At 71.4% G+C, this 19,979-nt stretch carries 19 protein-coding genes; 8 read left to right on the forward strand and 11 right to left on the reverse strand.

Features of this window, described 5'->3' with window-relative positions; genetic code table 11:
- Positions 1–2 precede the first annotated feature (2 nt).
- From ACFYPG_RS02335 to ACFYPG_RS02355, 5 genes are all read right to left on the reverse strand, one after another.
- On the reverse strand, positions 3–1,367 hold the full coding sequence (locus ACFYPG_RS02335; protein ID WP_387349676.1) for a cellulase family glycosylhydrolase: 1,365 nt from the start codon (positions 1,365–1,367) through the stop codon (positions 3–5).
- A 164-nt stretch (positions 1,368–1,531) separates the two neighbouring features.
- Positions 1,532–1,684, reverse strand: a complete 153-nt coding sequence (locus ACFYPG_RS02340) for a hypothetical protein (RefSeq protein ID WP_387349678.1) — start codon at positions 1,682–1,684, stop codon at positions 1,532–1,534.
- Between the two features lie 253 nt (positions 1,685–1,937).
- Complete coding sequence (locus tag ACFYPG_RS02345) at positions 1,938–2,504, reverse strand: TetR/AcrR family transcriptional regulator (protein ID WP_387349680.1); 567 nt, start codon at positions 2,502–2,504, stop codon at positions 1,938–1,940.
- Between the two features lie 4 nt (positions 2,505–2,508).
- On the reverse strand, positions 2,509–3,069 hold the full coding sequence (locus tag ACFYPG_RS02350) for a carboxymuconolactone decarboxylase family protein (protein WP_387349681.1): 561 nt from the start codon (positions 3,067–3,069) through the stop codon (positions 2,509–2,511).
- A gap of 32 nt (positions 3,070–3,101) precedes the next feature.
- Positions 3,102–3,461 (reverse strand): hypothetical protein, encoded by a 360-nt coding sequence (locus tag ACFYPG_RS02355; RefSeq protein WP_387349683.1) that lies wholly within the window; start codon positions 3,459–3,461, stop codon positions 3,102–3,104.
- Positions 3,462–3,631: 170 nt separating this feature from the next.
- Here ACFYPG_RS02355 and ACFYPG_RS02360 point away from each other — a divergent pair, with 170 nt between their 5' ends.
- A complete protein-coding gene (locus ACFYPG_RS02360) occupies positions 3,632–4,609 on the forward strand; it encodes an aldo/keto reductase (RefSeq protein WP_387349685.1) in 978 nt (325 codons plus the stop codon).
- On the opposite strand, the gene ACFYPG_RS02365 is transcribed toward ACFYPG_RS02360, so the two are convergent.
- From ACFYPG_RS02365 to ACFYPG_RS02375, 3 genes are read right to left on the reverse strand one after another with little or no spacing between them, the layout of a single operon-like run.
- Positions 4,603–5,367 (reverse strand): YqjF family protein, encoded by a 765-nt coding sequence (locus ACFYPG_RS02365; RefSeq protein ID WP_387349687.1) that lies wholly within the window; start codon positions 5,365–5,367, stop codon positions 4,603–4,605. The genes ACFYPG_RS02360 and ACFYPG_RS02365 overlap by 7 nt on opposite strands.
- A gap of 37 nt (positions 5,368–5,404) precedes the next feature.
- Complete coding sequence (locus ACFYPG_RS02370; protein ID WP_387349689.1) at positions 5,405–6,562, reverse strand: winged helix DNA-binding domain-containing protein; 1,158 nt, start codon at positions 6,560–6,562, stop codon at positions 5,405–5,407.
- Positions 6,559–7,692: an epoxide hydrolase family protein gene (locus ACFYPG_RS02375; RefSeq protein WP_387349690.1), complete on the reverse strand. Its 1,134-nt coding sequence runs from the start codon at positions 7,690–7,692 to the stop codon at positions 6,559–6,561. Before ACFYPG_RS02375 ends, ACFYPG_RS02370 begins: the two co-directional genes overlap by 4 nt.
- Positions 7,693–7,754: 62 nt before the next feature.
- On the opposite strand from ACFYPG_RS02375, the gene ACFYPG_RS02380 reads away from it, so the two are divergent.
- From ACFYPG_RS02380 to ACFYPG_RS02395, 4 genes are all read left to right on the forward strand, one after another.
- Positions 7,755–8,723: a helix-turn-helix transcriptional regulator gene (locus ACFYPG_RS02380; RefSeq protein ID WP_387349691.1), complete on the forward strand. Its 969-nt coding sequence runs from the start codon at positions 7,755–7,757 to the stop codon at positions 8,721–8,723.
- A gap of 94 nt (positions 8,724–8,817) precedes the next feature.
- Positions 8,818–9,741, forward strand: coding sequence for a sigma-70 family RNA polymerase sigma factor (locus ACFYPG_RS02385; protein WP_355006619.1), 924 nt, complete (start codon positions 8,818–8,820; stop codon positions 9,739–9,741).
- A 112-nt stretch (positions 9,742–9,853) separates the two neighbouring features.
- The gene (locus tag ACFYPG_RS02390) at positions 9,854–10,738 is read left to right on the forward strand and encodes an alpha/beta fold hydrolase (RefSeq protein ID WP_387349692.1); all 885 of its coding nucleotides are present in this window, start codon (positions 9,854–9,856) and stop codon (positions 10,736–10,738) included.
- A 121-nt stretch (positions 10,739–10,859) separates the two neighbouring features.
- Positions 10,860–11,321: a DUF5709 domain-containing protein gene (locus ACFYPG_RS02395; protein WP_355006617.1), complete on the forward strand. Its 462-nt coding sequence runs from the start codon at positions 10,860–10,862 to the stop codon at positions 11,319–11,321.
- A gap of 54 nt (positions 11,322–11,375) precedes the next feature.
- Here the strand turns inward: ACFYPG_RS02395 and ACFYPG_RS02400 are convergent, their stop codons facing one another.
- Entirely contained in the window at positions 11,376–12,956 is a 1,581-nt protein-coding gene (locus tag ACFYPG_RS02400; RefSeq protein WP_387349694.1) for a DHA2 family efflux MFS transporter permease subunit, read from the reverse strand.
- Positions 12,957–13,579: 623 nt separating this feature from the next.
- Here ACFYPG_RS02400 and ACFYPG_RS02405 point away from each other — a divergent pair.
- The gene (locus ACFYPG_RS02405; protein WP_355006615.1) at positions 13,580–14,413 is read left to right on the forward strand and encodes a helix-turn-helix transcriptional regulator; all 834 of its coding nucleotides are present in this window, start codon (positions 13,580–13,582) and stop codon (positions 14,411–14,413) included.
- Here the strand turns inward: ACFYPG_RS02405 and ACFYPG_RS02410 are convergent.
- Entirely contained in the window at positions 14,321–15,223 is a 903-nt protein-coding gene (locus tag ACFYPG_RS02410; protein ID WP_387349696.1) for an AraC family transcriptional regulator, read from the reverse strand. The genes ACFYPG_RS02405 and ACFYPG_RS02410 overlap by 93 nt on opposite strands.
- A 50-nt stretch (positions 15,224–15,273) precedes the next feature.
- Here ACFYPG_RS02410 and ACFYPG_RS02415 point away from each other — a divergent pair, with 50 nt between their 5' ends.
- Together ACFYPG_RS02415 and ACFYPG_RS02420 are read left to right on the forward strand one after the other, a co-directional pair.
- The gene (locus ACFYPG_RS02415; protein ID WP_357207495.1) at positions 15,274–15,696 is read left to right on the forward strand and encodes a DUF2000 domain-containing protein; all 423 of its coding nucleotides are present in this window, start codon (positions 15,274–15,276) and stop codon (positions 15,694–15,696) included.
- Between the two features lie 96 nt (positions 15,697–15,792).
- Positions 15,793–17,406, forward strand: a complete 1,614-nt coding sequence (locus ACFYPG_RS02420; protein ID WP_387349700.1) for a ricin-type beta-trefoil lectin domain protein — start codon at positions 15,793–15,795, stop codon at positions 17,404–17,406.
- Positions 17,407–17,458: 52 nt separating this feature from the next.
- Here ACFYPG_RS02420 and ACFYPG_RS02425 read toward each other — a convergent pair whose 3' ends face one another.
- Complete coding sequence (locus ACFYPG_RS02425) at positions 17,459–19,978, reverse strand: ABC transporter permease (protein ID WP_387349702.1); 2,520 nt, start codon at positions 19,976–19,978, stop codon at positions 17,459–17,461.
- Position 19,979: the final 1 nt, after the last annotated feature.

The raw sequence follows: 19,979 nt of genomic DNA on the forward strand, positions 1-19,979 counted from the left end.
GGTCACCTCATGTTGGCCACCACGAATGGCGCGTGGCCGTGCAGGTAGTTGGTCCACCCACCGGTCACCGGCGCTCCCGGGCTGAGCAGGTTGGTGGTGTCGGTGCCGACGTCGAGCTTCCAGGCCGTCCAGGAGACGCCGTTCGCCTTCATCCAGTCGATCCAGGACTGCGCCTCCGGCAGGCAGGCCCGGCCGTCGAGACCGCCATCGGCGTTGCTGGCCCCCCACTCCGTGACGAACAGCGCCAGACCCGCACGGATCGCCGCGTCGCCCTTGGCGCGCAGCGACGCCCCGTGCGTGCAGGAGTAGAAGTGCAGGGTGTACATCAGGTTGGTGCCGGTGACCGGGCTGGCCGCCGCGACGTCCACGTCCTGTGACCAGGTCGGGGTGCCGAGCACGACGATGTTGTCCGGGTCGGCGGCGCGGATCGCGGACACCACGGCCTGGTGGTACGGCTTGATGACGTTGGTCCAGCTGACCTGGAGTGGCTCGTTGTAGGGCTCCCAGATGACGTTGGGCAGGTGGCCGTACCGGCGGGCCAGGTCACCGAAGAACGCCACCGCCTGGGACTGGTTGTTCTGCGCCTCGTGCGCGTGCCAGTCGACGATCACGTAGACCCCGGCGGTGACCGCGTTGTTGATGATGGTCTCCACCTGCACGCGGGCCTTGTTCGGGTCGCTGAGGTACGCCCCCGCCGGCTCCACCCCCATGGCCGCGCGGATCACCTGGAGGTTCCAGTTGTCCCGCATCCAGCGCAGCGCGGAGGGGTTCTCGGCGTACGGGGCGGTTTCCCAGTTGAGCCACATGCTGCTGATGCCCCGTAGCTGCACCCGCGCGCCGTTCTTGTCGCACATCGTCGTGCCGCAGACCCGCAGTTGCCCGTGCCGCTCGACCGGCGTGCCGGTGGTCGGCGGCGGCGTGGTGGGTGGCGGGGTGGTCGGGGGCGGCGTGGTGGGCGGCGTGGTGGTCGGGGGCGTGCCACCGCCGCAGGACGCGCCGTTCACAGTGCAGTTGAGCGGGGTGCCGGTGCCGTTGGCAAGGAAGCCGAACGACGTCGACGCGCCGGCACCCAGAGTGCCGTTCCACACCACGTTCGTGAAGGTGTGGTGGCTGCCTGAGGTCGTCTGCTCGGCGTTCCACGACTGGTTGATGCTCGTGCCGGCCGGCAGGTCGAACTCGACCCGCCAACTGGTGATCTGGGCGGAGGTGTTGTTGGTGACGGTGACCTGCCCCTGGTAGCCGTTGCCCCATTTGTTGGTCACGGAGAACACGGCGCTCGCCGCGCTGGCCGGGGTGGCGACCATCGCCACCGCCCCGGCGAGCAGGCCGGCGATGGCCAGAGTCGTGACAAGTCTCAGTGCGCGCATGCTGAACCCGCTTCGGATCGACGGTGGTGGTCTGAGGCGGGGCGGCGCCTGGGCGCACAATATCGATCAATGACTATGGGAGCAAGGTGGGAGCAGTGGCCGGAGGGATCAGCACCGGCGTCCCACACCAGGCCCGGCCCCGATCAGGCCGGTCCCCGCAGCGCTCAGGAGGCTCGACGTACCCGGTAGGCCAGGTGGGTGACGCCGTCGCCCTCGACGACGCTGAACGGTCCGTCCAGCTGAAGTGGGGCGATCTTCAGGTCGGCGAAGAGCGGGACGCCGGCACCGAGCAGGACCGGGACAAGGTCGACGTGCACCTCGTCGAGCAGGCCGGCCTCGACGACCTGGGCGGCGATAGTGCCGGGCGATGTCGAAGAGCCGCCGGCCGACGACGAGCGCCCCGGTGCGCTCGGTGAGGGCCCGCAGGTGCCGGGCGCTCGTGGCGGAAGTCCGAAAGGTCAGCTCGGGGTCGGCCGTCGGCGTCTCGACGTCGCCGTTTCGCATACCACTGGAAGAGGTACTCGAAGCCACCGTGGGACGCGTCCGCGATGTAGCCGTCCAACGACGCCGTCAGGGGCGCAGGGCGTTGAGCACGAGGTCGGCGTACCGGCGCCACACCGCCGGGTCGCGCTCGTCGAGCACGATGAGCTGCCGGACCGCTCCGCAGAGGATCACCCGGATGTCCTGCTCGCCGGCGTCCGGGCGGATCCTGCCGGACGCTCGGGCTGCCGCCACCAGCTGCCCGATCAGGGCCAGGATGCGCGCGGCGGGCACCAGCCTGCCCTCGAAGAACGCGTCGGCGAGGACCCGGTCGCGGGCGAGGCGTCCGAACAGGTCGGGCACGAAGGAACACCACTCCCGGTACGCGTCGGCGCCGTCGAGCGCCGCCCGGATGCGCTGCTCCAACTCCTGGAACTGCCGCTGGACGACCGCGACGATCAGGTCATCCTTGCTGGGGTAGCTGCGGTAGACCGTCGCGCGTCCCACTCCGGCCCGCTCAGCCACCTGCGGCACCGTCACCTGGAGGCCCTGCTCGGTGAAGAGCTCCCGGGCGGCGGTGATGACCCGCTCCTGGTTGCGACGGGCGTCCAGACGCCGATGGGGAGTCTCCGGGTCGCTCGGCGTCGGCGGGGTCATGGCCTCAGTCTGCCCGCTCGGTCTCGTCGGTCAGCAGCGGCTCGTCGCCGTACACGGTGGTGAGTTCGACGTTGAGCACCGTGGCCACCCGGCCGAACGACCAGTAGTAGCCGATCACCTGGAGCACCTCCACGATCTCGCGCTCGCTGAGGATGTGCCGCACCTGGTCGAAGAGGTCATCGGAAACGCGTGGTGACCGCACCACCTCGGCGGCGAACCGGATAAGCGTCCGGTCGTACGCCGGCAGGTCCGGGTTGTCGGTGTCCCGGCTGCTGATGATCTCGCGAGTGCGCTGGTCGACGCCGGCCGCCTCGGACATCGGGCCGTGCTGGGCTGCCACGAACTCGCACCCCGCGTACTCGGCCACCGTCAGGATGACCAACTCCCGCGAGCGGGCGGGCAGCTCCAACGAGGTGAACTGCGCCCTCGCGAGCTGGATGAAGAGCTTCACGGTGCCGACCGAGTGGGTCATCATCTTGACCATCGGATCGGGCGGCAGGGCGGACAGGAAGTCGCGGACGTCGGCGGGAATCGCGTTCGGGTCGGGGTCGGTGAGGCGGGGCATGGCTCTCTCCTGTTTCTGGTCGTCGAGGTGGGTCAGGCGGGCAGGTCGAAGCCCGTTTCGCTGAGGTGGCGGAACCGACCGTCCTCGGCGTACGACCCGAAGATGGCGATCTCCCGCTTGGCGGTCGACCCGTCGACCATGGTGATCTCGAAGACGTGTCGTTCGGCGTAGCGGAGACCGTCGCGCAGCTCGTCGAGGACCCGCACGGTGCCGCTGACGATCTGACCCCGCACCTGGGTCACCATCTCGACGAATCCGGCCCGGTCGAGGGTCTCGCCGTCGCTGCGGTGGGTGTAGTCGGGGGCGTAGAACTCGTCGAGCGCCTCGGTCAGGTCGCGCGTCGGCTCGAAGACCACCGCGCGCAGGGCGTCGCTGATCAGTACCGGTTTCATGGGGCTCCTCGTGGGTCACTGTCGATCACATCCGGACTCGTGGGTCCGCTTAACGTCCACCGTACCGGACTCCCGAGTCCACTTCCGGTGAGTGTCGTCACGTACCCCGGGGAGCGGCTGTGCCCGCCACGGCGGGTGCGGGTCCGCCGCTCCGGTCGTAGCGTGGGCGCATGCGAACCACCACGCTGGGCAGCACCGGACCCGAGGTCGGCGTCATCGGCCTCGGCTGCATGGGCATGAGCCACGGCTACGACATCACCGGCCCTCGCGACGACGACACGTCGATCTCCGTCATCCGACAGGCACTGGACCTGGGCGCGACGCTGATCGACACGTCGGACGTGTACGGGCCGTACACCAACGAGGAGCTGGTCGGGCGAGCGCTGGCCGGCGGGCACCGGGAGCGGGCCGTGCTGGCCACGAAGGTCGGCCTGGTGGCCACCTCACCCACCGGCGGCCCCGGCAACTCACCGAAGATCGGCAACAACGGCCGCCCGGAGCACATCCGCGAGGCGATCGACGAGAGCCTGCGCCGGCTCGGCACCGACCACGTCGACCTCTACCAGCTGCACCGGGTCGACCCGGAGGTGCCCATCGAGGAGTCCTGGGGTGCGATGGCCGAGGTCGTCGCGGCGGGCAAGGCCCGGCAGATCGGGCTGTCCGAGGTGACTGTCGCGCAGATCGTGCGGGCCCAGGCGGTGCACCCGGTGGCCTCGGTGCAGTCCGAGCTGTCACTGTGGACGCGAGACCCGTTGACCGAGGTGTTGCCGTACTGCGCCGAGCAGAGCATCGCCTTCCTGCCGTTCTCCCCACTCGGTCGCGGTTTTCTCGCCGGGCGGTTCACCTCGTTCGACGACCTGCCCGCCGACGACTTCCGGCGCGGCCTGCCGCGCTTCCAGCAGGACGCGCTGCGCGCCAACCTCGCCATCGTGGCCCGGGTCCGAGAGATCGCCGACCGGGCCGGCTTCAGCCCCGCGCAGGTCGCCCTCGCGTGGGTGGTCGCCCAGGGTGACCAGGTCATCCCGATCCCCGGCACCAAGACCCCGAAGTACCTGGTGGACAACTGCGCGGCCGCCGACGTGCGGCTCAGCGCCGAGGACCTGGCCGACCTGGACGCGCTGCCCGCACCCGAGGGTGGCCGCTACTGAGACTCCGGCGGCCCGGCACCACGCGGCCGGGCCGCCACCGGCGGGCCGAACCGGACCCCGACACCTGGCGAGTAGAGCACGCTGACCGGCGGCCCGACCGGTGCCGGCAGCCCGGCGGCGGCGACCAACTCGTCATCCAGGTGCAGCACCTCGGCCCGGTGCAGTGGCCAGCTCGGATGCCAGTTCGGCAGGTGCAGTGTGCGCCCGTACGCCCGGGTGTGCAGCCCCCAGCGGGCGGTGACGAAGTGTTCGAGCGGGGTCGGCTCGACGACCCGCTCCCCCACCCGCACCACCATCCGGCTCGTCGCGCCCGCCGGCCCCGGCCAACGCCGCCGGCAACGGTAGGAGCGACGGTCGCCGTCGCGATCCAACCGCATCGACGACCAGAGGTACGGCAGGCGCAGCGTCGCCCGCGCCACCAGCACCGGCACCAGGCGGGACGCGTCGAGCGACCGGAACACGACCGCTCGTCGGCCGGCGTCGTCGACGGAGTAGAGGCGGACGTTGGTCTCTGCGAAGGTGCCGAAGTACGGCACCCCCGGGCCACGGCCGAAGCCCAGCCCGACCATCCGAAAACCGATCAGGCCCACGTAGCTGACCCCGTCCACGATGTCCGGACGGGTGCCGGCGGGCAGCAACGGCGCGACGAGGGCCGGAGCGACGGCCCAGTGCAGGAAGGTGAGGTCCTCCCAGCGCTGCCGCAGGACCGCCCAGGGGAACGCCTGCCGGGGCGCGTGGTCGACCGGTTCGGGATGCACGCTCTCATCCTGGCCCAGGCGGCAGGCCGGCGTGGTCTCAGGCGTGCGGACCAACGCTGACGGTGCCGATGGTCAGCGACGCCTTACCCTCCAGGATCTCGCCGACCCGGTCGACCTCCTCCCCCAGCGCGCGCTGCCGGGCGGCGCCGAGCGTCCGCAGCGGCTCGACTGTGACGTGGATCAAGCGCCCGGATCGGCGTTGATGCCACACACCGGCGACCACGCCGTCCATCAGCAGCACCGGGTAGTTGCCGGCCTGGCCACCGTTGAGCGCCCGCTCGGCAGCAGCGCAGGGGTAGAGCCGTTCGCGGGGGTGGCAGCCGACCGCGTACGCGTCGAAGTACGGCAGCAGCCGCAACCCGGACGGCCCGTCGTCGGGGAAGACGGTGTCGTCGGCGGCCACCCAGGCCCGGGTGCCCTCCACCGTCACCTCGGTCAGGTCCAGCGAGTCGAACAGCGACGTCGCCCACCCCGGCGCCACTGCCAGCCACCGGGCGAACTGCGCCGGGGTGGCCGGCCCGTACGCGTAGAGGTAGCTGCGGACGAGGGCGGCAAGTGCGGCGGGACCGGGCATCGGCGCGAAGTCGGGCAGCCACCGGGTCGGGCTGGTGTACGTGCTGGCCCGACCGCGATTCGGGCCGAAGCAGACCACTCCGCCCCGGGTGGCGGCGGTCATCGCGGCGATCCACCTGGGCCATTTGTCCTGGAACGCCTCCATCACCAGGTCGCCCGCCCACGGGCCGGTACGGGCGACGATCTCCTCGGTCAGCTCGGCGGTGGTCAGGTCGGCCTCGGCGACCGCGTCGGCGATGGCCGCGAGGACCTGCTCGGTCTGCCGGGGCGTCAGCAGGGACACATTCTGATCCCAGGACGGTGCCGGCAACGCGGTCAGCGCCCCGACCCACATCGGCAGGTCCGCCGCGGCGAGCAGGTGTACGGTCCCGCGTGGCCCACGGGTCTTGACCAGTGTGCGGTCCGTCCACAGTGCCCGTCGTACCAGGGCACGGGTCGCGCCCGGCACCCGCAGCCCGATGGACAGCTCGGCGGCCGACGCGATCTGGGCGTGCGCGCCGCACATCGCCGACACCACGTCGGCGACGCCTCCGGCGTCCGGTGCCGCGTCCGCCGCCGGCGCGCAGAGCCGGTGCCGCGCCAGTCGTCGGGCGGACACCTGCGCCCAGCTCAGCTCGATCATCGCAGGCCCTCGAAGAACGCGCGGATGTCCGCCGCGTGCGCCAGCGGTTCGTCCATCGCCACGAAGTGGCTGCCCGGGTTGCCCTCCGGCCAGTGGACGATCGTGTTGTCTCGCTCGGCGAGGCGGCGCATCAGCGCGGAGCCGCCGCCGTACACACCGGACGGCACCCGTCGCTGGCCCGTCGGCCAGGCGAAACCGCCATCGTCGGCGACGGTGAGTCGCTCGTACATGGGCCACGACGACGTTCCCGACGTGCCGGTGAACCAGTAGAGGCTCACATTGGTGAGCAGATGGTCCAGGTCGATGGCCTGCTCCGGCGTCGGCACCGTCATGGTGAACTCCTTGAACTTCTGCATCATCCAGGCCAGCAGCCCGACCGGCGAGTCGTTCCAGGCGTACGAGAGGGTCTGCGGCGCTGCCCGCAGCAGCGCGTGATGGTCGACGCCACCGCCCATCCACTGCTGCATCTGCTCCCACTCGGCACGTTCCGCCGCGCTCATGTCCGGCACGTCGGCGGCGGTCGGGAAGCCGAACCCGCCGTCGATGTGCACGCCGACGACCTGCTCCGGCGCCACCGCTGCCACCCGTGGCGCGATGTACGCACCGAGGTCGCCGCCCTGGGTGCCGTAACGGTGGTAGCCGAGGCGGGCCATCAGCTCGACCCACATCCGGGCGAGTCGGTCGATGGTGAACCCGGCCGGCGGCGCCTGCGAGAAACCGTAGCCGGGCACCGACGGCACGACCACGTGGAACGCCTGCGCGGGATCCCCGCCGTGAGCGCGTGGGTCGGACAGCGGGCCAATCAGCTCGGTGAACTCGACCACGGAGTTCGGCCAGCCATGTGTCAGCAACAACGGCAGCGCGTCCGGCTCCGGCGAGCGGACGTGCAGCACATGCACCTCCAAGCCGTCGATCTCGGTGACGAGCTGGGGGAAGTCGTTCAGGCGCGCCTCGTGGGCCCGCCAGTCGTATCCATTCGCCCAGTACTCGGTCAGCTCGCGCAGGTACGTCACCGGCACCCCACGGCTCCAGCCGGTGCCGGGCAACGAGCGGGGCCACCGGGTTCGGGAGAGCCGGTCACGCAGGTCGTCGAGGTCCGCCTGCGGAATGTCGATGCGAAAGGGCGTCATGCCGGGAACGCTACGGCTCATATAGGACAGCTTCTGGCACACATCGCTGGCATTCTGGAATCATGTCCGACACCCCCGCCCGACTGCTGGGCCTGCTGTCGCTGTTGCAGACGCCCCGCGAGTGGCCCGGCAGCGAGTTGGCCACCCGCCTCGGCGTCAGCCTGCGCACCATCCGCCGCGACGTGGAGCGATTGCGCGACCTCGGCTACCCGGTGCAGGCGACGATGGGCGCGATCGGCGGGTACCGCCTGGTCGCCGGCAAGGCGATGCCGCCGCTGCTGCTCGACGACGACGAGGCCGTGGCAATAGCTGTCGGTCTGCGCACCGCCGCCGGTCACGCGGTGGCCGGCATCGAGGAGGCCTCGGTACGGGCGCTGGCGAAGCTCGAACAGGTGCTGCCGTCCCGGCTGCGGCACCGCGTCAGCGCCCTGGGAGCGGCCACCGAACCGCTGCTCACCTGGGACCGACCGACTGTCGACCCGGACCACCTGAGCGCGCTGGCCGCCGCCGTCAACAATCGTGAGCAGCTGCGGTTCACCTACCGCAGTCGCGACGGCGTGGACACCCAACGGCTCGTCGAGCCGTACAAGCTGGTGTCGGCGGGTCGGCGCTGGTATCTGGTGGGCTACGACAACGACCGCGACGACTGGCGGATCTTCCGGCTCGACCGGATCACCGACCTGCGGCCCACCGGGATCCGGGTCACCGCCCGGCCACTGCCGGCCTCCGACGCCGCCTCGTTCATGACGGAGAAGCTGCTTGAGCTGACGCCCGTCTACCGGGCGGTGGTCACGCTGCACGCGCCGATCGAACGGATGGCGGGCCCGCTCGGCGGCACCGGCGTCGATCTGGAGCCGATCGACGCGACCTCGTGCCGGTTACGCAGCGACGCCGACACCCTGGAGTGGCTGGCGTGGCGTCTGCTGACTCTCGGTTGCGACATGGAGGTGCACGAGCCTCCCGAGCTGCTCGCGCACCTGCGGCAGATCGGCTCGCGGGCGACCCGCGCCGCCAGATCGCCCGCAGCGTAGGACGGCCGGCGGCCCGGGGCAACGGCACGCCGGTCCGCCGTACGCTTGATGGAGCACAAGCGTTCAGAACAGGTGTTTCGGGGAGGAACTGGGCGTGACGCAGAGCGACGGGGAGCTTGTCGTACTCGCGCAGGCGGGAGACGCGGCTGCGCTGGGGGCGCTGCTGGCCCGGCACGAGGCCGGGATGCGGGCCGTCGCGCTGAGCGTCCTCGGTTACGGGCCGGACGCCGAGGACGCGGTGCAGGACACGATGGTCGTCGCCCTGCGTCGCATCGGCGAGGTCCGCGACCCGAGCGCTGTCGGCCCCTGGTTGCGAGCCATCGTCCGCAACAACAGCAGGATGGCGTTGCGCGGGCCCAGAGCCCTCCCGGTCGCCGAACCCGAGTGGTTCACCCGCCCCGCCGACACACCCACCCCGGAGGAGGCGCTGGACCGGGCCGCGATGCGCGACTGGGTGTGGCACTCCATCGGGCAACTGTCCGAACCTGACCGGCTCGTCACCCTGCTGCGGTACTTCAGCGACGCGTCCTCGTACGAGCAGATCGCGGCCGTGTGTGGCGTGCCGGTCGGCACCGTCCGCAGCCGCCTCAGCCACGCCCGCCGGGCGCTCGCCGGCGGCCTGCGGACGGCGGCGGACGCCGCGCACACGGACGTCGCCGCCTCGAACGACTCGCGGTGGCGGGCGGGCCGCGACATGATCACCACGGCGATGGGCGGCGACTTCGAGCGGGTGGTCCGCGAGAGCTGGTGGCCGGACGCCGAGATGATCGTGCCTGGCGGCCCACGCGGTGGCCGTGACCTGGCGATCAACGGCATGGACCGCGACCTGGCCGCCGGGGTACGTCAGCGGCTGCGCAGCGTGGTGGGCAGCGGCGACGTGCTGATCTGGGAAACCGACCTGATCAGCCCACCCGACGACCCGGAACACTGCCCACCCGCGGCACTGTGGTTGCAGGTGCTGCGCGAGGGCCGCGTACGCCAACTCACCCTCTTCCACCCCCTCCCCGCGCTGGCCTGAAAACTTCCTCCGACCGAGCGAACTTTCCCCGCGACCCGCGCATCTGGTCTGCGTCATGCACCAGTTGCCGTGTCGGCGGACGCCGCGCGGGTCTCGGATCGGGAGATAGTTCATGGGTTTCACCAGCCACGACGTCAGCGCCCTCGCACCCGGTGCCCACACGTTCACAGTGGATGGCGTTCGGCAGGTCTACCACGTCGCCGGCACCGGTCCGGTCTGCGTGGCGCACTCCGGCGGCCCGGGCATCGAATGGGCGTACCTGCGGACGCCCAGCCTTGAGACGCACTTCACGATGGTCTACGTCGAGCCGGTGGGCACTGGCGCGTCGGGGCAGCTCGACAACGCCGACGATTACCGTCTCGACACGTATGTCCGGTTCCTGCACGCCGTCGTCGAGCACCTCGGCGAAGACCGGGTGTACCTCCTCGGTCACTCGCACGGTGGCTTCGTCGTCCAGCGCTACGCGCTCGCCCACCCGGACCGGATCGCCGGCCTCGCCCTGTACGACACCTCACCCGTCACCGGCGCCGAGTTCTGGGGCGAGGCCATGGCCGGCCTCGCCGCCTACCCGCAGCGGCACCCGGACCGGCCGGAGGCGGCGGCGGTCCCGGCCGCCTTCGCGCAGATCGGCGGCGCGACGGACGACGAGTCGTTGGGGGCCGCACTGCGGGCCGCCCTGCCGGTGTACTTCGCGGACTTCTGGGACCGACAGGACGAGTTCGCCCCGTTTCAGGCGGCTGTCCGGATCTGGGCGACGCCGGCCGGCGCGCAGGACCCCACGCCCTTCGACGTGCGGGAAAACCTCGGTGAGATCACAGTGCCCGTCGTGGTGATCGTCGGGGCGTACGACTTCATCTGTGGCCCTCGCTGGGCCGAGCAGTTGCACGCAGGGCTTCCGGACTCGCGACTGGTGACGCTGGAGCGAAGCGGACACTTCGCGCACATCGAGCAGCCGGCGGAGTTCACCGACGCCGTGGCGGAGCTGCTGAAGCGTTGACCCACAGCGGTGCCGCCCGTCCCGAGGTCCGTTCGTCACAGCGGGCAGACCTCGGGGTGCGGGTGCGTTGCACGGTCATAAGCTGATCGCTTTGCTGCACCGTGACGAAGAGGAGACCGCCGTGAGCCAGACCGAACGGATGGATTCCGTCGACGAGTGGAACGTGGCCGAGGACGACGGGGTGCTGGACGCCTCCGACACCCTCGACGACGACCGGGTCGGCGACCCCCTCGACACCGGCATCATCGCCGAGGACCACTGGACGGCGGCAAACCGGTTCGGCACCACGCCGGCCGAGGCGCGGGCGGGTGAGTCCCTGGAGCAGCACCTCGCCCAGGAGGTGCCGGATGTGGACCCGTACGCCGAGGGTGGCGACGACGAGGACGAGCTGACCCGCCGGGGGTACGAGGCGGAGGCACGCGCCGGCCGTCTCGTCGCCTACGACGAGGGCGTTCGAGAAGACGACGAGGCCGAGTCGGTGGCGTGGGACGCCGGCATCGACGCGGGTGCCGCCAGCGCGGAGGAAGCGGCGATCCACCTGGTCGAGGACCCGGACGGGCCCGGCGACGGTCCGTTGCGCTGACGCCGTACCGCCGCGCTCGGCACCGGAGTGGGGTGACGAGCGCGGCGGGGTCGGTCAGTGGATGACGACGGGCGTCCTGACCTGCTCGCCCTGCGGGTCGTCGAGCTGCGCCGGCTGACGTCGGCGCGGCAGGAACGCCGCCGGGATGATCGTGAGCACTACCAGCGCGAAGGCGACCCAGAACGTGCTGGCGAACGACTTGGCGGCGAAGTCGAGCCCGCGCTCGATGAGCGACGGGTCCACCGGCATCTGCTGAAGCAGCTCCGGCCGCTGCTGGGAGGCGATGGCCAGCCCGGCCTCGGTGACCGGCTTGCCGCTCTCGTCCACCAGGCCGGGGATCGGCCGGGAACCGTTCAACTCGTTGGTGAGGATCACCGACATCACGGCGGCACCGACCGAGCCGCCGATCTGCTGGAGGATGTTGACCAGCGTCGAGCCGCGCGCCACGTCGTTGGCCGACAATGTCCGCAGTGCCGACGTCATGATCGGCATCATCGTGCCGCCCATGCCCAGACCCATCACGAACAGCGAACCGCCGAGCAGCCAGTACGAGGTCTGCGGGTCGACCTGGGTGAAGCCGAAGAACCCGACGACGATGAGCCCCAGCGCGAACGGGACGGTACGCCCGATCGGCACCCGGTCGGCCAACGTGCCGGCGATCGGCATGGTGATCATCGCGCCGATGCCCTGCGGGGCCATCAGCAGGCCGGCGGCCAGCGTCGATTCACCGCGCACCTGCAGGAAGTAGCTCGGGAACAGCAGGCCGGCGCCCATGAACGCGATGATGAACACGAACATCGTCACCGACGCGATGGTCAGACTGCGGTTGCGGAACAGCCGCAGGTCGAGCAGCGGGTGCCGGGGCTTGAACGAGTAGAGCACGAACGCCACCACCAGCGCGCCGCCGACCAGCATCGGGGCCCAGACCTTGGCCTCGGCGAAGGTGCCCGCCTCCGGCAGGGACGAGACGCCGTAGAGGAACAGCGCGAGACCCGGCGAGAGCATGAGCATGCCGACGAAGTCGAACGACTCGGACGGCTCGGGCGCGTCCTTCGGCAGCGCGAACTGCGCGTAGATAAGGGCGATCAGGCCGATCGGCAGGTTGATCAAGAAGATCCAGTGCCAGCTCGCGGTGTCGATCAGCCAACCACCGAGGATCGGGCCGCCGATCGGCCCCAGAAGCATCGGGATGCCGAGGACGGCCATCAACCGACCGATCCGGTGCGGACCGGCCGCCCGGGTCATGATGGTCATGCCCAACGGCATGAGCATGCCGCCACCGAGGCCCTGCAGGACCCGGTAACCGATCAGCTCGCCGATCGTGTCGGCCATGGCGCAGAGCCCCGACCCGATCGTGAACAGGGTCAGCGCCACCATGTAGAGCCGCTTGGTGCCGAACCGGTCCGCCGCCCACCCGCTGAGCGGGATCACGGTGGCGAGAGCCAGGGTGTAGGCGGTCATGGTCCAGGCGACGCGGGCGTAGGACGCGTCGAACTCGCTCTGGAATTTGGGCAGCGCCACGCTGACCACCGTCACGTCGAGGATCGACATGATCGCGCCAAGGACCACGACGCCGGCCACCTTGAGTACCGCGGCGTCGAGTTTGTCCGATGTCGCGAGAGATTGCTGTGTCACTAACTCTCCTGAAGTCGATTGAGCCGGCCGACGGTGGGCGGTGGCGGCGATGCCGCGCCAACCGGGCGCGGGGCGCGACGTGCCAGGACGACGACGCGCGGAGGAAGACTAACCGCCCTCTGTGACGATTCGCCGCCGGATTTCGTGACGGACCGGCCGCGTATCCGATCGGCCGTCGGGACTGTGGCCGGACGTCGGGGTGGCAATCAGCCGGCACGGCCGCGAGATGGTGCCCCTGCGTAGCCGGCGATGCCGCCCTCTTCGCGTCGGTGGCCGCGCGGGATCGGGGCGGCGGGCGGCCGAGATGCTGCGGCGAGCTGACCGCCCCAGACGGCCCCGACCCACGCCTGTCGGTCGACATCGGGACCCGAACACCCGCCCCGCCCCGCACCGCCCCGCACCGCACCGCACCGCACCGAGATCGTGCTGGATCGTGGATGTAGTGGCCTCGATCGCCCCGCACACCACTACAACCAGGATTTAGTGCGATCTTGGGCGCAGGCGCGGGCGCAGGGCGCGGGCGGGAGTGCGATCTTGGGGTGGGGCGGAACACCGGGGCGGGGCTGGTCTGTTGCACTCGATGTGCCTGTCGATTCGCCGGCACCCACCGATCGGAGACACCCGTGGACCGCGCCCAACTCGCGAGCTTCCTGCGTACCCGCCGGGAGGCCCTGCAGCCCGAGGACGTGGGGTTGCCCCGGGGCCCTCGTCGGCGCACCGGAGGGCTGCGGCGTGAGGAAGTCGCCACGTTGAGCGGGATGTCCACCGACTACTACAGCCGGTTGGAGCAGCAGCGCGGGCCGCACCCCTCGGAGCAGATGCTCGCCGCCCTGGCCCGGGGCCTGCGGCTCTCCCTCGCCGAACGGGATCACCTGTTCCAGCTCGCCGGTCACGCCGTTCCGCGCCGGGCGGTGCGGGCCGACCACGTGAACCCGGGAATGATGCGCATCCTCGACCGGATGCACGACACCCCGGCCCAGGTGGTGAACCACCTCGGCGAGACCCTGGCGCAGACCGCGCCGGCCGTCGCCCTGCTCGGTGACGAGACCAGGTACACCGGTTTGGCGCGCAGCGCGCACCACCGCTGGTTCACCGACCCGACGGCACGGCAGCTGCACCCGGCGCAGGATCACCAGACACAGAGTCGCCTGCTCGTGGCGCACCTGCACGCGGCGTACACCCGTGACGGGCGCGGCTCACGGGCCGCCGCGCTCGTCGACGACCTGTTGGCCAGGAGCCCGGAGTTCGCGCAGCTCTGGCGGGAGCACCCGGTGCCCGCCGGCTACTGCCCGCCCAAGCACTTCGTGCACCCGGAGGTCGGGGCGTTGGAGCTGCACTGCCAGACGCTGGTGGATCCCGACCAGTCACAGACACTGTTGGTCTTCACCGCCGTACCCGGGTCGCCGAGCGACGAGAAGCTGCGCCTGCTCGCCGTCATCGGCGGCCAGCTCGTCTGAACGCGATCGGCGCGGGCGGGGGTAGCGGGCTGGGCTGACCCCCAGGTAGCGCCGAAAGTGGCGGGTCAGGTGCGCCTGGTCGAAGAACCCGGCCGCGACGGCGGTCTCGACGGGCCGCTGCCCGGCGAGGAGCAGGCGACGGGCCAGCTCGACCCGGCGGCCGGTCAGGTACGTGTGCGGTGGCACGCCGTGCGCCTGGGTGAACGCCCGGACCAGGTGGGTCGGGTGGGCGTGCAGCAGTTCCGCGGCCTCCCGAAGGGTGACGCCCTCGACGGTCCGGGCGTCCAGCAGCTCTCGTAGGCGCACCGCGAGGCCGTGTCCGGCCGGCTGGACACCGACCGGGCAGCGCTGGCGGAGCTGGCGGCGGAGCCGGTCCAGGATGAACGCGAGCCGGCTCTCGGCCTCGAACTCGTCGCCGGGTGTGGCGAGCGCCTGGTGCAGGTGGTGGACCTGGTCGCGCAGCCGCGGATCGGCCAGGTCCGGCTCGTCGACGGCCCGCCCGATCAGCTCGGCGTCGAGCGCCGAGGTGTCGAGGTACAGGACCCGCTTGCGGAAGCCGTCGGGTGTGGCGGATCTGCCGTCGTGCGGCACGTACGGCGGCAGGAGGGTGACCGACGTGCGCAGCGCGCCGTGCCGGTGCCGGTCCAGGTCGAAGCGGACCGCGCCGTCGTCGACGATCAACAGCGTCCACACCTCGTGGATGTGCCGGGGGTAGGCGTGGTCGACGAAATGGGCGTGGAAGACCTCGGCGACCCCGGCTACCGCGGGTCGCCACGCGCTGACGTGCGAGCCCGCCGGGCGGGTGGTCACGCTAAGAACGTACAAGACCGGTAGGTGTTCGGGCGGGCAGGCTCGACGCCATGACCGAACCGATCCGCTTTCCCACCAAGATCGCCGTGCTGCTCCGCAACGACCTGGCGGGCTGGCAACGGCTGAACGTCACCGCCTTCCTGGTCAGCGGCATCGCGAGCACGCTGCCGGAGCTGGTCGGCGAGGAGTACCGCGACGCGGACGGCACCGGCTACCTGCCGATGTTCGGTCAGCCGGTGCTGGTCTTCGCCGGGGACCGGGCGACGTTGGTCGGCGCGCACTCGCGCGGCCTCGCTCGTGGCCTGCGGCTGGCGATCTTCACCTCCGAGCTGTTCGCCACGGGCAACGACCGGGACAACCGGGCCGCCGTCCAGGCGGTCGGACGGGAGAAGCTCGACCTGGTGGGCCTGGCGCTGCACGCGCCGCGCAACGTGGTGGACAAGGTGCTCAAGGGTGCGTCCATGCACCCGTAACGGCATCCGGGGCGACGAAGACATTGATATCGGCCTGTATGACTGTAATGATTAACACACTTTACAGTTGTTTCGCCGCCCCGGAAGGACCCCCACATGGCGCGACGATCGGCCGGGCTCACGCCCCGCCACCCCCGCATCAGACTGATCTCCGCGCTCGCCGCGGCCCTGCTCGCCGTACCGACCGGTCTGGTCGTCGGCGCATCGCCCGCCGTGGCGGCCGCGACGGGCACCATCACCGGGTACGGCGGCAAGTGCGTCGACGTGGCCGCCGCGAGCTCGGCCAACAACACCGCAGTCCAGCTCTTCACCTGCAACGGCTCCACCGCGCAACAGTGGACGGTCGGCGACGACGGCACGATCCGGGCGCTGGGCAAGTGCCTGGACATCGCCGCCGCCAGCACCGCCAACGGCGCCCGGGTGCAGATCTACGACTGCAACGGCACCGGGGCGCAGCAGTGGTCGCCCAACGCCGGGCAACTGGTCAACCCGACCTCGGGCAAGTGCCTAGACGCGACCGGCCAGAGTTCCGCCGATGGCACCCCGCTGCAGATCTGGAGCTGCACCGGCACCGCCAACCAGACCTGGACGCTGCCCACCGGCGGCGGCACCACACCGCCCCCGTCCGGCGGTTTCACGCACCCCGGTGTGCTGGTCAGCCGGGGTCAGCTCGACTTCGTCCGCGGCCGGGTGCAGGCCGGCGCGCAGCCGTGGGCGTCGGCCTACAGCCAGATGATGGGCAGCCGGTACGCCTCCCTGTCGCGCACCCCGGCGCCCCGTTCGGTGGTCGAGTGTGGTTCCTACTCGAACCCGAACAACGGCTGCACCGACGAGCGGGAGGACGCGATCGCGGCGTACACCGACGCGCTCGCCTGGTACGTCACCGGGGACGCCCGGTACGCGCAGAAGTCGATCCAGATCATGGATGCCTGGTCGGCGACGATCACCGCACACACCGGCAGCAACGGCCCGTTGCAGACCGGCTGGGCCGCCTCGGTCTGGCCCCGGGCGGCCGAGATCATCAAGTACACGTACACGAGTTGGCCCAACGCCAACCGCTTCGCCACCATGCTGCGCAACGTCTACCTGCCGGTGGTGCGCAACGGCTCGAACAGCAACGGCAACTGGGAACTGACCATGATGGAGGCCGCAGTCGGCATCGCCGTCTTCCTGGACGACCGGAGCGCCTACGACGCGGCGGTCACCCGCTTCCTCAACCGCACCCGGGCCTTCATCTACCTGCCCAGCGACGGCGCGTTGCCGTACACGATGCCCGGCAGCGGCCTGGACACCAGCGCGGAGATCATCGGCTACTGGCAGGGCCAGTCCACCTTCGTCGCCGGCCTCGCCCAGGAGACCTGCCGCGACTTCGTCCACACCGGGTACGGGATCTCCGCCATCTCGCACGTCGCGGAGACCTCCCGGATCCAGGGACGGGACCTGTACCCGCAGGTGGGTGAGCGGCTGCGCCAGGCGCTGGGCTTCCACTCGCGCTACCAGCTCGGCGAGGCGCCACCCTCCTGGCTCTGCGGTGGCAGCCTCACCCGGGGCCTCGGGCCGATCACCGAGGTCGGCTTCAACGCGATGAGCACCCGGTTGGGCAACGTCATGACCAACACCCAGACCCTCACGCTCCAACAACGTCCGGCCGGGACGAACAACCTCTTCGTCGCCTGGGAGACGCTGACCCACGCCAACAACCCCAACTGACCAGGCCGTCGTCGGGTGGCGCCGAAGGCTCGGCGCCACCCGACGACGGTGCTCAGTTCTCGGCCCCCAGCGCCTCCACCGGGCTGACCCGCGACGCCCGACGGGCCGGCAGCACCCCGGCCAGCGCGGTCAGCCCGACCAGCACCACGAAGAGCCCGGCCAGCGGCAGCAGCGGCGCGGTCAGCGGCGCCTCGATCCCGAGGGTCTGGACGGCCAACCAGGCGTACGGAATGCCGAGCACCAGGCCGATGGTCGCGCCGATCACCCCGTACAGGCCCGACTCGACGGTCAGCATGGTGCGCAGACCGGTCCGGGACAGCCCGATCGCCCTGAGCAGACCGGACTCGCGAACCCGCTCCACCACCGACAGCGCGGTCGTGGAGCCCACGCCGACCACAGCGATCAGCACGGTCAGGCTGACCAGACCGACCGCGATCCAGACCAGGGTGCGCACCAACGCGTCGTTGCGGTCCCGTTCGTCGGCGAGCACCGCGAGGCCCACCCCGTCACTGCCGCCGATCGCCTGCCGCAGCGCCCGCACCCCGGCGGTGCGACCGTCCTCGCCGGCCCCGGCCGCGTCGGCCAGCAGACCGGTGTACGCGGCCGGCACACCGAGCCGGTCCAGGTCCGCCGGATCGGCGAGGATGCCCGCGTGCAGCGGCCCGTCACCGGGCAGGACCGCTGCCACCCGCACGTCGACCCGGCCGGTGGCGACGGCGAGCGTGACCGTGTCGCCGGCCCGCAGACCCGCGTCCCGCGCGACCCAGCTGTTGACCACGATCCGGCCGGGGCCACGATCGGTCAGGGTGCCCTGGGCCACGTCCAGGGCCTTGGTGCTCGGCAACGCGGCCAGGTCCAGGTCGCTGGTCGGATAACCGGCCTCGACGTCGCCGAGCTTGTCCGCGCCGCGCAGCAGCCGGGCGTCGTCGACCCTCCGGTACGGCACCACCCGGGCCAGCGCACCGCGCGCCGCCTCGGCCCGGGTCACCACGGCCGGCGGCAGGGTCCCACCGTTGGTCGTGACCTCGAAGTCGGTCGGAGCCGACAGCGCCATCTCGCGGTCGGCGAGGATCTGCAACGACGCGCCGCCGATGACCACCCCGGAGATCAGGGTCACGCCGAGGGCGACCACGACGGAGACCGCAGCGGCGCGGCGTGGGGCACCGCCGATCCCGCCGACCGACATCCGCCCGATCGGCCCGAGCTGGCGCAGCGGCCAACCCACCACGGCCAGCACCGGGCGCACCAGCAGCGGGCCGAGGGCCACCAGCGCGAAGAACGCCAACGTGCCGGACCCGATCAGCAGGAGCAGTGGCATCGACGCGTCGTAGTTCGACTGCTCCGGCTTCGGCAACCGGCTGATCGTCCCGACCGCCGCCAGGATCGCGCCGACGGCCAGGAGCAGCCCGAAGGCCAGACGCAGCACGCCGATGCCGCGGCGGCCGGCGGTGGTGCTCGCCGACCGTAGGGCCTCCAGCGGGGAGACCCGGGCGGCGGAGAGCGCCGGCGCCAGCACGGCCAGCACGGTGATCACGACAGCGCCGATCACGACCGTGACCGCCGCCGCCAGCGGCAGGCCCGGCGTGGAGACCTGGCGGCCAGCGGCGCGCAGGACCGGCGGCAGCGCGTACCCGAGGGTGAGGGCGCTGGCGACCCCGACGACGCCGGCGACCAGCCCGGTCAGGGCGCCCTCGGCGGTGAGGGCCCCCACCAGGGTGGCACGACTCGCGCCGACCGCCCGCAGCAGCGCGAGCTGCCGCATCCGCTGGGCGAAGACGATGCGGAAGGTCGAGGTGACCACCAGCGCGGCGGCGGCGACCGCGATGGAGACGAACATGCCGACCAGGATGAAGAGTTTCCCGACCTGCTCGGCCACCGCGTTGGCCTCGGCGTCGCGTACCTCGACACCGGAGCGGATCGGCTGGGCGGCGACCACGGCGGTCACCCGTTGGCGGACCGCGTCGGCTTCGGTGCCGGGCGTCACCAGCACGTCCACGCGATCCACGGCCGTCAGTCGCGCCCAGCCGATCACGGCGCTCTCCGGGGCGTACGCGTCGTAGCCGGCGTCGGCGGTGGTCTGCACCATGGCGGTCACGGTGAGCGGAGCGGGCGCGCTGAGTTCGCCGCCGGTACCGCTGGTGGTGGTGCCGACCGACAGCCCGAGCCGCTCGGCGGTGCGCGGGGTGATCGCGATCTGGCCCGGGGCGTCGGGGTACCTGCCCTCGACGACCCGGACCGTGCTCAGCGGGCCGGCGCCCGGATCGGACTGCAGGTTGAGGTATCCCTCGCCGATGGAGACCCCGGTCGAGACCCGGGCGACCGCCTCGGCAACCCCGGGCACGGCCCGGATCTGCTGCACGTCGCGCACTGTGGGTGGCGGCACGTCGACGCTGCCGATCACCAGGTCGGTGACGGCCGGAGTGCCGCTGAGGTTGTCCCGCACGGTCCGTTCGGTGATCTGTTGCACCAGCACGGTGCCGAAGACGACGAACGACGCGACCAGGATCGCCAGGCCGGTCAGGATCAGCCGGCCGGGCCGTCGGGCCGCGGCGGTCGTCTGGGTACGCAGCACT

Origin of the sequence: Micromonospora sp. NPDC005553, from assembly GCF_042871765.1 — a bacterium.
GTDB lineage: Bacteria > Actinomycetota > Actinomycetes > Mycobacteriales > Micromonosporaceae > Micromonospora.

Bases quoted from the DNA above. Each gene is read 5' to 3' on its own strand.
- ACFYPG_RS02355 (WP_387349683.1), bottom strand. From the start codon at position 3,461: ATGAAACCGGTACTGATCAGCGACGCCCTGCGCGCGGTGGTCTTCGAG.
- ACFYPG_RS02390 (WP_387349692.1), top strand. From the start codon at position 9,854: ATGGGTTTCACCAGCCACGACGTCAGCGCCCTCGCACCCGGTGCCCAC.
- ACFYPG_RS02350 (WP_387349681.1), bottom strand. From the start codon at position 3,069: ATGCCCCGCCTCACCGACCCCGACCCGAACGCGATTCCCGCCGACGTC.
- ACFYPG_RS02420 (WP_387349700.1), top strand. From the start codon at position 15,793: ATGGCGCGACGATCGGCCGGGCTCACGCCCCGCCACCCCCGCATCAGA.
- ACFYPG_RS02335 (WP_387349676.1), bottom strand. From the start codon at position 1,367: ATGCGCGCACTGAGACTTGTCACGACTCTGGCCATCGCCGGCCTGCTC.
- ACFYPG_RS02415 (WP_357207495.1), top strand. From the start codon at position 15,274: ATGACCGAACCGATCCGCTTTCCCACCAAGATCGCCGTGCTGCTCCGC.
- ACFYPG_RS02345 (WP_387349680.1), bottom strand. From the start codon at position 2,504: ATGACCCCGCCGACGCCGAGCGACCCGGAGACTCCCCATCGGCGTCTG.
- ACFYPG_RS02360 (WP_387349685.1), top strand. From the start codon at position 3,632: ATGCGAACCACCACGCTGGGCAGCACCGGACCCGAGGTCGGCGTCATC.
- ACFYPG_RS02380 (WP_387349691.1), top strand. From the start codon at position 7,755: ATGTCCGACACCCCCGCCCGACTGCTGGGCCTGCTGTCGCTGTTGCAG.
- ACFYPG_RS02370 (WP_387349689.1), bottom strand. From the start codon at position 6,562: ATGATCGAGCTGAGCTGGGCGCAGGTGTCCGCCCGACGACTGGCGCGG.
- ACFYPG_RS02375 (WP_387349690.1), bottom strand. From the start codon at position 7,692: ATGACGCCCTTTCGCATCGACATTCCGCAGGCGGACCTCGACGACCTG.